Raw genomic sequence first — 14,610 nt, forward strand, 5'->3', positions numbered from 1 at the left:
ACACCACCGGCGCGCTCTACCGGATCCCCGGGACCGGCAAGGGCTCCTTCGGCACCCGCGCACGCATCAGCACGGGCTGGCAGAACTACAAGGGATTGTTCTAGCCCGCACCGGTCGGCCGTTGTCGGCCTGTCACCAGGCCGACACGATCAACAGACGGGCCGGGCCCCCTCTTTCGAGGTGGGCCCGGCCGAACGGGAAGTGCTGTACTCCGGAATGCTGCAATGCGGAGAGCCCCGAACCCGCCCTCACCGCCTCGGATCTGCACGTGGTGATGTGCCGTGCGATGTGCACTGTTACTTGTACGCGGTGCTGAGCTGCACTGTTGATGGGGAATTGAACCCCCGCGTTGCTCTCCACGCGCCACAAGTGGGCCGGAAATCCGCCGGCCCTCGGTGTGTGCACGCCTCCGAAGCCGCTACCTGCTCCGCATCGTCCGACTGCCTGGACTTCTCAGTCCAGCAGGTCGACCTCCCAGTTCGTGCGCTGGATCCGCACATCGACCTCGCGGATCTCCCGGGCGAGCGCATCGGCCTGCCCGCGCAGTTCCGCGACAGGAAGCGCGGAGAGCATCATCAGTTCGGACCGAAGCTGGCGGCCGTATCCATGCTCTCCCTGACCCGCAGCGGCGTCCGCGGCAGCGGTCACCACGGAGTGCCGCAGCCGCAGGACATCCCGGCGCGCCAGGGCGTCGGTGAGAGTGCCGCCTGATTCCATCGCCACCGTGGCATTGGTCCGGTTGATGCGCCGGATCAACGTCTCCAGGGCGTCCAGGACCTCGCCGACCTCGGCCAACAACCGGGCCGCGTCCTCGGCGGGCGTCTCCCCCTCCTGGTACCGCGCGCTGCCGACGACGCGCGCTTTCAACTGCTCGACACGGCGCGTCGCCTCCGCACGCTCTGCCAGAGCCTCAGCAAGCTTCACTGTCCCCACCTCCCCCTCCATGAACCGGCACGAGTATAAGAGCGCCGAGCAGCCCCGACGCACCTTGATTTAGCTCCGGCAGTGCCCTGACCGCAGAAATCGCTCAACCTTCCGCCGCAGCTCAGGTGGCAGGTCGGTCAGCAGATCTCCCTCTGCCTTCGGGTTGTCCCGCCACACCTTGATCGCCATCGGCAGAAAGTGGCGCGCCTTACGTCCTGCCGATCAACCGACGCATGTCCTCGACGGTCATCATGCGAGGTCTCCGCCTCGATGCCCGCGAAAGGCGACCTGGGGGCCGACCACATAACGGGCCTGCCCTCAGCGTGCGTGTCGATCAAAAAGGGGCGGGCAGGTCACTCGTAGTGGCCCGCGGGTGGGAGGCCGAAGGCCACTCCGGGTACGAACGGACGTACCGTTCGTCCGGCCACGACGTGTTCGAGGATGTACGGATCATTGTCCATGAGGATCCGCAGTTCCTGCTCCGTGCCCGGCCCGTACAGGAACACGCTGCCGCTGTCGTCCTCAAGTCGGCCCGCGAAGCCCAGCTTTCCCTCTCGGGCGAGACCCGCAAGGTAGTTGCGGTGACGGGCGCGCACGGGGACGAACCGCTCGGGGAGGTATTCGAGCTCCACGAGGAACCACATGTTCGGGACTTCCGGCCGGCGGGGTCAGGTCGCCTGGAGGGAGTCGTCCGATGCGGGGACGGCCGACAACTGACGGCGCGCTGCGACGAGTGCCTCGTCCACGTCTCGCGTCGCGGTCGACACGCACAGCGTGTAGCCGATGTCGTCCATACGCCGCCGCACCTCTTCGCTCCCGTCCTCGCCTTGCAGGGTGCTCAGCGCCTCGTACTGCTCGACAAGATCCTTCAACACGGTTGGGTGTGCATTCAGCATCGGGAGCCTCCCTGGTCCGCCGCTACCCGCGTGGGTCATGCACCGCCCGTGTGCCCCTGGCCCAGGGTTGCCATGCGGTCGCACGAGGACGAACTGTCGGGACCGCGAAGTCGTGTCCTGTCCCGCTGCACGAGCTGGCCACCGCGTGGCCTGCCGTGCCCTTGTCAGAACGGGACGGTGGCGTGGTCGTCGAGGCGGCCGAGAGGCCCCCGTCCGGCCGGTCGCTACGGGGTGCGGCGGCACCCGGTGAGGAGGCGGGCGACCATCTGCTGCGCGTCGGTGCGGTCGTAGTCGCCGCCCAGGATGCAGAGATTCCCGACGGCGCGCATCAGCGTGTACGCGGTGACGTCCGCGTCGATCTCGCCCGCGGCCACACCGGCGTCGATCAGCGTCGAGCACGCAGGTACCAAGGTGTCGAGCATGAGCGTGTGCAGGTTCTGCAGGCCAGGGTCGTCGGACCGCAGCGCGCCGCCGAGGCCGTGCTTGGTGACCAGGAAGTCCACGAACGCGTCGATCCACCGCGTCAACGCGACGAAGGGCGGGACGGGTTCCCGCAGGAGCTGCGGCGCCAGGGCGGCACACTCGTCGATCTGGTGCCGGTAGACGGCGGTGACGAGATCCGCTCGGGTCGGGAAGTGCCGGTAGACGGTGCCGAGGCCCACGCCGGCGCGTCCGGCGATGTCGCGGATGGGCGCCTGCACTCCCTGCTCCACGAATACGGCCGCCGCTGCCGCCAGCAGGGCCTCACGGGTGCGTTGCGCTGCCACTTGGCGCGCCCCGGACGGTTCCGGCACAGCTTCCTCCCTTGTTCACGGAACAATGTTCCGCTACGTTGACGGAACAGCGTTCCGCCAAATTATGGCAGAGCCCGGAACTGCGGGAAAGGCAAGATCACCATGCCCATCGAACAGCGCGACCGTCGGATCACCGCGGTCAAGCCGATCACCGTCCCCGCCGCCGGACGCGTAATCCCCTTGCAGGTGAAGGTCACCGCCCCGGTCTCGGGCCGGGACATGCCGGTCATCGTGTTCTCGCACGGCAACGCCTGGTCGATGGACGGCTACGAGCCGCTCGTCGACCGATGGGCCGCGGCCGGGTTCGTCGTCGTGCAGCCGACTCACCTGGACTCCCGCCGCAACGGCATCGGATTCGACGACCCCCGGTTCGGCACCATCTGGCGGGTGCGCATCGCCGATCTCCACGCGGTCCTCGACCACCTGGACGGCATACTCGCCCAGGCAGGCGGGCTGGACGGCCGGATCGACCACGACCGTATCGCCGCGGTCGGGCACTCCTGGGGTGCGCAGACCGTCGGCGCGCTCCTCGGCGCGCGCGTCTTCGACGCCTCCGGTGTCCCCGGAGAGGACTTCTCCCACGGCGCGGTCAAAGCCGGGGCACTCGTCGCGGCGACAGGAACCGGCGACAGCCTCACCCCGTTCGCCGCCGAGCACCTGCCCTTCATGAAGCCGGACTACTCCACCATGTCCGCCCCGGCGCTGATCGTCGCCGGGGGCAAGGACCAGTCGGCCATGTCCACCCGCGGGCCGGACTGGTTCACCGACGCCTACCACCTCGGCCCGGCCCCGAAGAGTCTGCTCACCGTCGCCGAGGGCGAGCACACCCTCGGTGGCGTCGCCGGCGAGAGGGTCGCCGAGACCACCGACGAGGACCCGACCCGCGTCGCTCTGGTCGCCGACGCCATCTCGGCCTACCTCCTCCATACCCTCAAGCTCGACGGCACGGCCTGGACGGCGCTCCATGACGACGCCGCGGCGAGCGGCGGCGCCTGGAGCGTGCACAGCAAGTGACACCTCCTGTCGGCGACAGTCTGCGGCTGTGCCCGCAAGCTCGGCGGCGTACTTAGCGTCGCCATCGTCTCCGGCATCGTCCAGACAGCGGTCGGCGTCCGCCGCCCGGGGGGGGCCGTCCTCGGGAAACAGTGGCCGATGCTCCTCGCCGGCGGCCGCTCCGTCCTCGCGGGCCTCGACTGGAACTTCCAGTTCCTCCGGATGGCACGTCGCGCTCACCGGACGCAGCACTGCACGAGTGCTGACAGGGCCAGCAGGGGTAATCGGTAGCAGTGACAACCTCCTCCTCACACGCACCACACGGACCACACCAAGGCGAGACCCCCGGCCTGAAGAAGGCGCTGACCACCCCACTGCTCTACTTCTTCATCCTGGGCGACGTGCTGGGCGCCGGCGTCTACGTCCTGGTCGGTCAGATCGCCGCGGAATCCGGTGGTGCCGTGTGGGTGCCCCTGCTCCTCGCCCTGCTGCTGTCGCTCCTGACAGCCGCCTCCTACGCAGAACTCGCCACGAAGTATCCGAGGGCCGGAGGCGCTTCCCACTACGCCAACCTCGCCTACGGGCCGTTCACCGGCTTCCTCACCGGGTTCTGCATGCTCGCGGCGGGCATCGTGTCCGTGGCGGCGCTGGCCCGTGGATTCGCCGGCGACTACCTGACCGCCTTCGTCAGCCTCCCCGTCGTAGGGGTGGCGGCGGCCTTCCTGGGCGCGCTGGCCCTGCTCAACGCACGGGGCATCAGCGAATCGACCCGCGCCAACGTCGCCGCGACGGTCGTCGAGGTCGGCGGTCTCCTGCTCGTCGTCGGTCTCGGGGTGTGGCTGTTCCTCCGCGGCGACGGCGACTTCGGCAGGCTCGCCCACCTCGGCACCGCCGAGACGGGAGCCGCCGCAGGGGTGCTGAGCGGGACGGTGCTCGCGTACTACTCGTTCGTCGGCTTCGAGACCTCCGTCAATGTCGCCGAGGAGACCCGTGACCCGCGTCGCTCCTACCCTCGCGCCCTTTTCGGCGCCCTGGTGACGGCCGGGATCGTGTACGTCCTCGTCGGGATCGTGGCCTCAGCGGCCGTCCCCACCGAGACCCTCGCCGGTTCCAGCGGTCCGCTGCTCGAGGTGGTCGAGGCTGCGGGCGGGGTGCCCCCGAAACTGTTCAGCCTCATCGCCCTCGTCGCCGTGGCCAACGGTGCGCTGCTCACCGGCATCATGAGTTCCCGCCTCGCCTACGGCATGGCGCGGGACGGTCTCCTCCCCCGCTTCCTGACGTCCGTGCTGCCCCGACGCCGTACCCCGTGGGCCTCGATCGCGGTCACGACCGTCCTGTCGTTCCTGCTGGCGCTCACCGGAGACGTGGCGACCCTGGCCTCCACCCTCGTACTGCTGCTCCTGGTGGTGTTCTTCGTCGTCAACACCGCCGTCCTCGTCCAGCGGCGCGACCGCGCGGCCGGACCGCACTTCCGTGCCTGCACGGCCGTGCCCGTGCTGGGCGCGCTGTCGTGCGTGCTGCTCGCCACGCAGGTCGACGGCGGAGTGTGGGTGCGCGGGCTGATCGTCATCGCGGTCGGGGTGGCGCTCGGCGCGGTCGCCGCTGTACGGCGGCGCACAGCGTCGCGTTGAGCGCCTGGTCCTCGGCCTGCGCGGTCGTGAGCCAGGACTGCACGCATCACGGTGTGCCGCCCTCGATGTGCCCCGGTTCGATGACGTCGCGCCTGCCGGTGAACTGCTGCTGCTCCAACTGGGCGACGTCGGGGTGGTGGAGGTCGAAGGCGGGGGACTCGGAGCGGACGCGGGGCAGCGCGTTGAAGTTGTGGCGCGGCGGCGGGCAGGAGGTCGCCCATTCGAGGGAGCGGCCGTAGCCCCACGGGTCCTCGACCTCGACCTTCTTGCCGTACTTGGCGGTCTTCCAGATGTTGTAGAGGAACGGGAGCGTCGACAGGCCCAGCAGGAACGCGCCGATCGAGGAGACCATGTTGAGTGCCGTGAAGCCGTCGGCGGCGAGGTAGTCGGCGTAGCGGCGGGGCATGCCCTCGGCGCCCAGCCAGTGCTGCACCAGGAACGTGGTGTGGAAGCCGACGAACAGCGTCCAGAAGTGCACCTTGCCGATGCGTTCGTCGAGCATCGTGCCGGTCATCTTGGGCCACCAGAAATAGAAACCGGCGAACATCGCGAAGACCACGGTGCCGAACACCACGTAGTGGAAGTGCGCCACGACGAAGTACGTGTCCGTGACGTGGAAGTCCATGGGCGGCGACGCGAGGATCACCCCGGACAGGCCGCCGAACAAGAAGGTGACGAGGAAGCCGACGGCCCACAGCATGGGCGTCTCGAAGGACAGCGAGCCCTGCCACATCGTGCCGGCCCAGTTGAAGAACTTCACACCGGTGGGCACGGCGATGAGGAAGCTCATGAAGGAGAAGAACGGCAGGAGCACGGCCCCGGTGGCGAACATGTGGTGCGCCCACACGACCACGGACAGGCCCGTGATGGAGATGGTGGCGGCGATCAGACCCGTGTAGCCGAAGATCGGCTTGCGGGAGAACACGGGGAGGATCTCGGTGATGATCCCGAAGAACGGCAGGGCCAGGATGTACACCTCCGGGTGACCGAAGAACCAGAACAGGTGCTGCCACAGGATCGCTCCGCCGTTCTCCGGGTCGAAGACCTGCGCGCCGAACTTCCGGTCCGCCTCCAGCACGAGAAGTGCCGCGGCGAGGACGGGGAACGCGAGCAGGACCAGCACCGAGGTGAGCAGCACGTTCCATGTGAAGATCGGCATGCGGAACATGGTCATTCCGGGAGCCCGCATGCAGATGATCGTCGTGATGAAGTTGACCGCGCCCAGGATCGTGCCGAACCCGGACAGCGCCAGCCCCATGATCCACAGGTCGCCGCCGATCTGCGGGGTGCGCTCGCCGCCGCTGAGGGGTGTGTAGGCGGTCCAGCCGAAGTCCGCGGCGCCGTCCGGCGTGAGGAAGCTGCTGAGCACGATCAGGCCGCCGAACAGGAACAGCCAGTAGGCGAACATGTTCAGCCGCGGAAACGCGACGTCAGGAGAGCCGATCTGCAACGGCATGATCGCGTTGGCGAACCCGGCGAACGTCGGGGTGGCGAACAGCAGCAGCATGATGGTGCCGTGCAGCGTGAACGTCTGGTTGTACTGCTCGTGGGACAGGATCTGAAGGCCTGGGCGGGCCAGCTCAGCCCGCAGCGCGAGCGCCAGCGCGCCGGCGATCAGGAAGAAGCCGAACGACGTGAGCAGGTACAGATGGCCGATCTTCTTGTGGTCGGTCGTGGTCAACCAGTCCACGACGATCCGTCCCCTCGACCGCCGTCCTTCCGCCGGCACGAGCGTGGACGGTTCTGCCTCTACGGCCATCAGAATCCTCTAATTCGCCACAAGGTACGCCACCAGGATGTGCGTCATAAACATGCCGTAACTGCACCGTCGCCGCACGCTCATCCCCTGCCGGGTCGCGCGTGTTGTCGTGGCCCGATGCCGGTGGCGGGCGGGCGCGCCTCTCGGGGGTGCTCGCGCTCATGGCCTCCTGGGCGTCAGCGCAGAAAGCCCTCGTAGCTGTGCTGCTCGATCTGGCTGTTGATCTGTTTGACCGTCTCCAGGCCGACGCTGACGATGATGAGGATGCTCGTCCCGGTGAGCTGATTGGCTCCCCCGAAGCTCGCGAACGCCACGGTGGGCACCAGCGCGATCAGGCCGAGATACAGCGATCCCGGCCAGGTCAGGCGGTTGAGGACGTAGTGGAGGTACTCGGCCGTCGGGGTTCCCGCGCGAATGCCCGGGATGAAGCCACCGGCTTGCCTGATGTTGTTCGCCACGTCCTCGGGGTTGAACGTGATCGCCACGTAGAAGAAGGCGAAGAACACGATCAGCAGGAAGTACGCGGCCACGTAGTAGGGATGGTCTCCCTTGACGAAGTTCCCGGTGATCCAGGTCGCCCAGCCCGAGGTCGAATGGGAGAACTGGGCGATCAGCGCGGGCACGTACAGGATCGACGAGGCGAAGATGACGGGGACGACGCCGGCCTGGTTCACCTTGAGGGGGATGTAGGTCGCGGTTCCCCCGTAGGCCTTGCGGCCCACCATCCGTTTGGCGTACTGCACCGGTACGCGTCGTTGGGCCTGCTCCACGAAGACGACCAGGGCCACCATGGCGAGGCCGACGAGGACGACGCTGCCGAAGTTGACCCAGCCGTCGAGGACCTTGCCCTGCTGCTTCACGGCCCACAGCGCCGCGGGGAGCGTGGAGGCGATGGAGATGAAGATGAGCAGCGACATGCCGTTGCCGATGCCCCGCTCCGTGATCAGCTCGCCGAGCCACATCACGCAGGCCGTCCCCGCGGTGATCGTGAGCACCATCACCGCGGTGGTGAGGACAGAGGAGTCCGGCACGATGGCCCCGGCCGTGGGGCAGCCCGGGAACAACGCGCCGCTGCGGGCGGTGGCGACCAGGCCCGTGCCCTGCAGAACGGCGAGGCCGACCGTGAGATAGCGGGTGTACTGCGTGATCTTCGCCTGCCCGGACGGGCCCTCCTTCTTCAGGGTGTCCAGCCTCGGGATGACCACGGTCAGCAGTTGCAGCACGATGCTCGCCGTGATGTAGGGAAGGATCCCCAGCGCGAAGACGGTGATCTGGAGCAGCGCCCCGCCGCTGAACACGTTGACCAGACCCAGCAGGCCTCCCCCCGCCTCCGCGGCGCTCACGCACCGCTGGACGTTCTCGTAGGAGACGCCGGGGATGGGGACGTGCGCGCCGATGCGGTACAGCGCGACGACACCCAGCGTGAACAGTAGTTTCTTCCGCAGGTCGCGGGTCTTGTACATCTGGGTGAACACGCTGGACAAGCGGGTTCCTCCTTGGCCCGGGCGCCAGGCAGCGGGGACGGACGCGACGGCGCCCGGGCGCTGTCCATGAGGAGCGTGAGCGCGGGTGACGTGACGGTCGCGGAGTGACCGCGACTGATCACCATCGTCGAGCGGGTCGGTCGGCACAGCAACCGGACAGACCCGTACGCGGGCAGCCGACCGCCCGAGCGGCCCAAGCCATGCCCTCGTGGAGTGTGCGAACAGCTGCTTCGGCGCAGGCGTCCCCTGGCCTCCCCCGGGCGTCCGCGGAACTTCAAAGGAGCAGCAGCGGGCGGCCGTTGCGGGAGATGAACGGTCGAGGGCGGCTCGCGGAATTCCTGTCGACTTCGCCATGTCCCTTTCTGCGGGCGGATTTCGTCGGCAGGCACGGTTGCTCGCCGGGATGGAAGATGCGTGTCGGTTCGATGGAATCCTGGGGCCAGGTCGCGTGACAGGCCGCCCCGTGGGGGGTGTGGCATTCCGGCAATCGCCCTTCTGGAGAGGCGCGTTCGCGCAGGTGGGGGTATCGATCGTCGACCTGCGACGGTCCACGGGCTCGCGGTACGGCCCGGCGGGACCCCGGCGACCGCCCCGGGCGCGTGTTCGAGTGGGTAGTTGAATCCAGTAATGTGTGCGCGTCGTTCCGCGGCAGCGGCCCGCTCGCCGCCAGGAGCCTTTTCTGATCTCCCCAGCGCCATATCCGAGGTGAGCGATGGATCGTGCAGAGGTGTCGATCGAGCGCGTCCGGGCAATCGTCGGCGTGCTGAGCCTCGTGCTCTTCACGCACAGCGCCTTCTGGCTCTGCTACGACGTGGTGGACCGGGGCCCGGTCGACGTGTGGTCGACCTGGACCGTAGGTCCCGCCTCTGACCTGGCCGCCACGACCTCGTTGGACATCGGCCTCGCGGCGCTGCAACTGTTCGCCGGTTACGCCGCTCTCGGCCGTATCCGGGGCGCCGGGGGCATGCTCGTGGCCGCTTGCGCGGCGACGTTGGCGTTCCGGATGCCCGTGGTCTGGTACATGCTCCTGGACTCGCCCTCCGACCCCTGGTTCGGTGACCTCGAAGGCCCGTCGCTGACCGCCGTGGGCGGCACGTGCGCGCTGATCGTCGTGGTCGCCCTGGCCCAGGGGGGCCTGTTGTTCCATGCCCACCGGCTGGAACAGGAGGAGGCCGCACGCCAGGAGGACCTCCCCACGGACGGGCTGCGCCCGGTGAAGGTCACCGCCGCGGTCTCCTCAGTGCTGCTGACGGCGCTGAACGTCGTCTACGTCCTGCGCAACGCGTTGACAGCCGTGCAGGTCGGACCCGGGATGCTGGCCGACCTGCTGGTCGGCCGGGGCAACGGCCAGGCGGTCCTCGCGGTGTCCTCCCCGTGGCAGTGGGCGTGCCTGACCGCGCTGTGCGGCGTGGGCCTGGTACTCGTCGGCCGGCGTATGCCGAGTGCGACCGGGTTCTCGTTCGCGCTCGCCGTGTTCATGATGCCGACCGCCTTCTTCAAGCTGTGGGGCGCGGCGGCCACGGGGTCGCTGCTCCAGGTTCCGCTCGGCACGGTGCAGTCGGTTCTGGAGCTGGTCGGGTCGGCTGCCGTCGTCACGCTGATCGCCCGGGACATCCACGGTGACGGAGGATGGACCGTGCCACGCTTCGACCGTTCGTCCCCTTCGGAGACCACGGGGACGACGCCTCTGCCGTCCTGAGCGGCGCGGCCCACCCTCCCCTATCGCGGCAACCCGGTGGCGGTCGTCCTGGACGGGACGGACCTGGACGACGAGGAGATGCGGCGCCTGGCGCGTTGGACGAATCTGTCGGAGACCACGTTCGTCCTGCCCCCGACGCGGCCGGAGGCGGACTACCGGCTGCGGATCTTCACACCCCAGGACGAGCTGCCGTTCGCCGGGCACCCCACCTTGGGCTCCGCGCGTGCCTGGCTGGACGGCGGCGGCGTCCCCCGGCACACCGACCGGATCGTGCAGGAGTGCGCCGCCGGACTGGTCACCGTTCGCCGCGGCGAGGGCGCCCTGTCGTTCGCCGCCCCGCCGCGGATTCGCGACGGGGCACTCGTCGAGGCCCATCTGGAGCGGATCGTCGCCGCGTTCGGCATTCCGCGTGAGCGGGTCCGGGCCCACCAGTGGGTGGACAACGGGCCCGGCTGGGCCGTGGTCCAGCCGGCCACCGCACAGGAGGTGCTCGCCCCCGAACCCGACCCCGCCCTCATCCCGGACGCGATGGTCGGCGCGATCGGCGCCCACCCCGAGGGGTCCGAGCACCACTTCGAGAGTGGTTCACCGGCTGCGGCGCCGCGCCCTCCACCTACCGGGTCTCCCAGGGGGCGAGGCTGGGACGGGCGGCCAGCATCGAGATCACCGCCGATCCGGACGGCACCGTATGGGTGAGCGGCGCCACCACCGTCTGCGTCCGCGGTTCCCTCACCCTCTGATCGCTCAGTGGCGTCGGCGGCGAGCGTCTTCATGGCGACGTAGCCGGTCAGCGTGGCCATGGTCACCGCGTCCGGCATGGCCGCGCCGACCACCGCCGTGCCGGCCGTGTGGTCGAACGCGACGGTGCGCCGGTGGGCGTCGATCTGGCCGCTCCGAGGGTCCGGCCGCCGGCGTCACGCGACCGGATCGCGGTGGCCGTCGGCGTCCCGCTGGACGGGACATGGCACCCTCAGCCGGCGCCGGACCAGGTGCCGGACCGCGTCTGACCCGCTCGCGCGGTTGCGCCTTGCGTGCCCCGTAGTTGACCTTCTCCCTGGGGGAAGCCGCAGGATCGGTGGGGCCGGGCGAGGGGCCCGGTGTGAGGAGGAGCGAGCATGGGCCTGCTGACCATCGGGGCGTTCGCGAAGGCATCCCGGCTGTCGCCGAAGGCACTGCGTCTCTACGACGAGCTCGGCCTGCTGACCCCCGCCCGCGTCGACCCCGTGACCGGTTACCGCCTCTACGCGCCGGATCAGTTGGAGCAGGCCCGCATGGTCGCCTGGCTCCGCCGTCTGAGCATGCCCCTGGCCCGCATCCAGTACGTCACGACGCTGGAGGCGGGCCAGGTGGCCCGAGAGATCCGCGCGTTCTGGGCTCAGGTCGAGGCCGACACCGCCGCACGGCGGGACCTGGCCGCCTTCCTCATCGACCACTTGTCACGGAAGGACCCCGCCATGACCCCGACCACCGGCCCCCTGGGCATCCGCTACGCCGCCCTCTCCGACACAGGCCTGGTCCGCGAGATCAACCAGGACACCGCATACGCCGGTCCCCGCCTGCTCGCCGTCGCCGACGGCTGCGGCAGTCACGGAGCCCCTGCCGGCGCGGCAGCCGTCGAGGCGCTCAAGCGGGTCGAAGCCGACGACATCCCGGTAGGCGAACTCCTCAACACTCTCGAAGACGTCATCGAGCAGGCGGGACAGGCCGTGCACGACGTCGCCGGGCACGGCTCCGCGCCCGAAGGAACCGCCACGACGCTCACGGCCATGCTCTGGACCGGATCACAGCTGGGCCTCGTCCACATCGGCGACTCCCGCGCCTACCTCCTGCGCGACGGAGAGCTGTCCCAGATCACCCACGACCACACCCTGGTGCAGTCGATGGTCGACGAGGGCCGGCTCAGTCCGGAGGAAGCCGCCTCCCACCCTCAACGGTCGCTGCTCGTCAAGGCTCTGGGCCAAGGAGCCGACACCACCGCCGACATGCGCCTTCACGACGCCCACCTGGGCGATCGGTATCTGCTCTGCTCCGACGGGCTGTCGACCGTCGTCCCGACCCCAGACATCCACCGAGTGCTCTCCGGTACGGGCGAACCCGAGCAGGCCGCCCGCGAACTGGTCGCCCTCGCCAACGAATCCGGCGGACCCGACAACGTCAGCTGCGTGATCGCCGACGTCCTGGAGCTCCAGGGGTAGCCGGATCCTCGCCCGAGGACACATCCGTGAGCGTCCGGCCGGCACGTGCCGGCCGGACGCCCTCATCGGTGCGGGGAGCCGGGTCGCCTCAGCGCGCGGCCGCCGGACGGAAGCGGCCCGCCCAGTACGCGGTCCGGTCCAGGTAGGCGGTCTCCGCGGCCTGGCCCGTCAGTCCGTAGGCACCGTCGTACGTCCGGTAGCCGTGGCCGCCCGGCGGTGTCGAGTCGGCGGGCTCGATGGAACTCCCCTCATGCCATTCGTTGAAGGAGGTCACCGACACCCACGTCGGTGAACCGCCGATCGCCGGGTCGAGGGCGTTGGACCACTGCCGGTCGTAGGCCGCGCCGTTCGCCCGCTCCACGGTGGGCGTGGTGTTGCCCGGCACCGCGCGGTCGTCGAGGTAGCCGGGCGCGACGGACGGGGCCCAGATCAGGTTGTTGGCCCGGGCGTAGTCGCCCGCGTGCTTCCAGCCGGGCGCGGTCGCGCCCGCGATGCCGTCGTAGGTGTACATGCCGGAGAAGTGCGCGATCTTGGAGGTGTCGGTGGTCTGGGCGAGGACGATGCTGTCGTCCGTGACCTGGTCCAGCGCCGTCCAGTCGGTGATGTCCAGGCTCTGGAAAACGTAGAAGGCGCTCCTGTCGCCGTGGTCCGTCGCGCGGTGGAAGGCCGGGTGGCTGCCGTAGGTGCGGTTGATGTACTCGATGTCGGCGACCGTCGAGGCCCCGGTACGGCCGGCGTACGGCTCCAGGTGCCAGGCGACCTCGATGCCGTGCTTCTGTGCCGCGTCGAGCACGCCCCGCACGAGCCGGTCCTCGTAGCTGTCCCGGCCCCACCAGCTGTAGACGATCACGCCGGCTCCCGACCGGGCGACCCACTCCATGTGCCGGGCCACGGTGCCCGCGTAGTCACCCGAGTCGTACGGGCCGAGCTCCGGGTAGAAGTCGGCGCCGACGTCCTCGGGCGGGGTGCGGCCGCCCTGCTGCCAGTGCCGCCAGCCCCCGTTGACCGCCGGGCTGCCGTACCACGGGTAGTAGAAGAGGTGGACGTCGTCGGACAGGGCGTCGGAGACGGGCTGGGCGCCCAGGCTGAAGGTGTCGATGTCGAACAAGGCGCCGCTTCCGCCGGTGAATCTCAGGAACAGAGGTCCGGAGGCGGATCCCGTCAGGGTCGTCGTGACGGTGGTGAAGGTCTCCCAGCCGCCGGTCACCGGCACGGTCACCGAGCCGAGCAGGGTGCCGGTGGCCGAGCCCGAGCGGATCTCGACGGTGCCGCCCGCGCCCGCGGACGACACCTTCGCCGTGAACGTCCTCGCCCCGGCGGTGGAGACGGCGGAGTAGCCCGCCCAGTCGCCGTTGTCGATGTAGCCGAGGGTCTGGCCGCCGCTGGCGGGGCCGTGCGCGGCCGCCTGGACACCGGAGCCCGAGGTGAACGACTCGGCCTCGACCGGTACGGTGCCGGCCGGGGCGGAGCAGTTCGCCGCGACCTGGCCCGCCGCGTAGCGCACCCCGCCCAGCAGCAGGGAACGGAAGGCGGGGTCGGCGTACGACTCGATGGTGTGCCCGAGTCCGGTGTAGAAGGAGCGGCCCTGGCCCTGCCGGTGGCACCAGGTGATGGGGTGGTCGGCGCCCATCGAGCCGCCGCTGTAGGTGCTCTCGTCCAGGGTCTGCAGCACGCGCACGCCGCCGCGCGGGTTGGCGCGGTAGTTGTACCACTCGTCGGTACGGGTCCAGGTCGCGCCGAGGTGCGAGGTCGCGGGGTGGGTCCGGTCCTCGTTGCGGATCGTGGCCCGCTGGATGGCGGGGTGGCTCTGGAACCATGCCCCGACGAGCTGCCCGTAGTACGGCCAGTCGTACTCGGTGTCGGCCGCCGCGTGCACGCCGAGGTAGCCGCCGCCGGAGTCGACGTAGGACTGCAGGGCGGTCTGCTGGGTGGAGTTGAGGACGTCGCCGGTGGTGTTGAGGAACACCACCGCTTCGTAGTTCGCGAGGTTGCCGGCCGTGAAGGCGCCGGCGTCCTCGGTGGCCGTGACCGTGAAGTCGTTCTGCTGGCCGAGGGTACGCAGCGCGTCGAGGCCTGCCGGGATCGCGTCGTGCCGGAATCCCGCGGTCTTGGTGAAGACCAGGATCTCGAACGAGGCCGCGTGCGCGGTGCCCGCCGGGACGACCAGGGCGCCCAGCAGGGCCAGGATCAGGGCCGCGCCGCCGCGGCGCAGTCGCCGTACAAGGGTGGTCATGT

General features: G+C 69.7%; 12 protein-coding genes. 5 read left to right on the plus strand and 7 right to left on the minus strand.

Annotated elements, in window-relative coordinates:
* Nucleotides 1–453: 453 nt before the first annotated feature.
* The 4 genes from ACZ7LV_RS16470 to ACZ7LV_RS16485 form a co-directional block, all read right to left on the minus strand.
* Entirely contained in the window at nucleotides 454–924 is a 471-nt protein-coding gene (locus tag ACZ7LV_RS16470) for a DIP1984 family protein (protein ID WP_471940478.1), read from the minus strand.
* Nucleotides 925–1,277: 353 nt separating this feature from the next.
* Nucleotides 1,278–1,556 carry a YciI family protein gene (locus ACZ7LV_RS16475; protein ID WP_471939903.1) on the minus strand — a complete coding sequence of 93 codons (279 nt, stop codon included), beginning with the start codon at nucleotides 1,554–1,556 and terminating at the stop codon, nucleotides 1,278–1,280.
* A 36-nt stretch (nucleotides 1,557–1,592) separates the two neighbouring features.
* Complete coding sequence (locus tag ACZ7LV_RS16480; RefSeq protein WP_471939904.1) at nucleotides 1,593–1,820, minus strand: DUF5133 domain-containing protein; 228 nt, start codon at nucleotides 1,818–1,820, stop codon at nucleotides 1,593–1,595.
* A 224-nt stretch (nucleotides 1,821–2,044) separates the two neighbouring features.
* The gene (locus ACZ7LV_RS16485) at nucleotides 2,045–2,614 is read right to left on the minus strand and encodes a TetR/AcrR family transcriptional regulator (RefSeq protein ID WP_471939906.1); all 570 of its coding nucleotides are present in this window, start codon (nucleotides 2,612–2,614) and stop codon (nucleotides 2,045–2,047) included.
* A gap of 102 nt (nucleotides 2,615–2,716) precedes the next feature.
* On the opposite strand from ACZ7LV_RS16485, the gene ACZ7LV_RS16490 reads away from it, so the two are divergent.
* Nucleotides 2,717–3,628 (plus strand): alpha/beta hydrolase family protein, encoded by a 912-nt coding sequence (locus tag ACZ7LV_RS16490; RefSeq protein ID WP_471939908.1) that lies wholly within the window; start codon nucleotides 2,717–2,719, stop codon nucleotides 3,626–3,628.
* Nucleotides 3,629–3,981: 353 nt separating this feature from the next.
* Nucleotides 3,982–5,238: an APC family permease gene (locus ACZ7LV_RS16495; protein WP_471940479.1), complete on the plus strand. Its 1,257-nt coding sequence runs from the start codon at nucleotides 3,982–3,984 to the stop codon at nucleotides 5,236–5,238.
* A gap of 46 nt (nucleotides 5,239–5,284) precedes the next feature.
* Here the strand turns inward: ACZ7LV_RS16495 and ctaD are convergent, their stop codons facing one another.
* Nucleotides 5,285–6,997, minus strand: coding sequence for an aa3-type cytochrome oxidase subunit I (gene ctaD / locus ACZ7LV_RS16500; RefSeq protein WP_471939909.1), 1,713 nt, complete (start codon nucleotides 6,995–6,997; stop codon nucleotides 5,285–5,287).
* A gap of 176 nt (nucleotides 6,998–7,173) precedes the next feature.
* Nucleotides 7,174–8,481, minus strand: a complete 1,308-nt coding sequence (gene secY, locus ACZ7LV_RS16505) for a preprotein translocase subunit SecY (RefSeq protein WP_471939911.1) — start codon at nucleotides 8,479–8,481, stop codon at nucleotides 7,174–7,176.
* Nucleotides 8,482–9,193: 712 nt separating this feature from the next.
* Here secY and ACZ7LV_RS16510 point away from each other — a divergent pair.
* The 3 genes from ACZ7LV_RS16510 (at nucleotide 9,194) to ACZ7LV_RS16520 (ending at nucleotide 12,375) form a co-directional block, all read left to right on the plus strand.
* Nucleotides 9,194–10,180 (plus strand): hypothetical protein, encoded by a 987-nt coding sequence (locus tag ACZ7LV_RS16510; protein WP_471939913.1) that lies wholly within the window; start codon nucleotides 9,194–9,196, stop codon nucleotides 10,178–10,180.
* A 36-nt stretch (nucleotides 10,181–10,216) separates the two neighbouring features.
* Nucleotides 10,217–10,876, plus strand: a complete 660-nt coding sequence (locus ACZ7LV_RS16515; protein ID WP_471939915.1) for a PhzF family phenazine biosynthesis protein — start codon at nucleotides 10,217–10,219, stop codon at nucleotides 10,874–10,876.
* A gap of 419 nt (nucleotides 10,877–11,295) precedes the next feature.
* Nucleotides 11,296–12,375, plus strand: coding sequence for a protein phosphatase 2C domain-containing protein (locus ACZ7LV_RS16520; protein ID WP_471939917.1), 1,080 nt, complete (start codon nucleotides 11,296–11,298; stop codon nucleotides 12,373–12,375).
* Nucleotides 12,376–12,463: 88 nt separating this feature from the next.
* Here ACZ7LV_RS16520 and ACZ7LV_RS16525 read toward each other — a convergent pair whose 3' ends face one another.
* Nucleotides 12,464–14,608 carry a glycoside hydrolase family 99 protein gene (locus ACZ7LV_RS16525; protein WP_471939919.1) on the minus strand — a complete coding sequence of 715 codons (2,145 nt, stop codon included), beginning with the start codon at nucleotides 14,606–14,608 and terminating at the stop codon, nucleotides 12,464–12,466.
* Nucleotides 14,609–14,610 lie beyond the last annotated feature (2 nt).

It is taken from the genome of Streptomyces sp. NPDC107562, assembly GCF_055657325.1.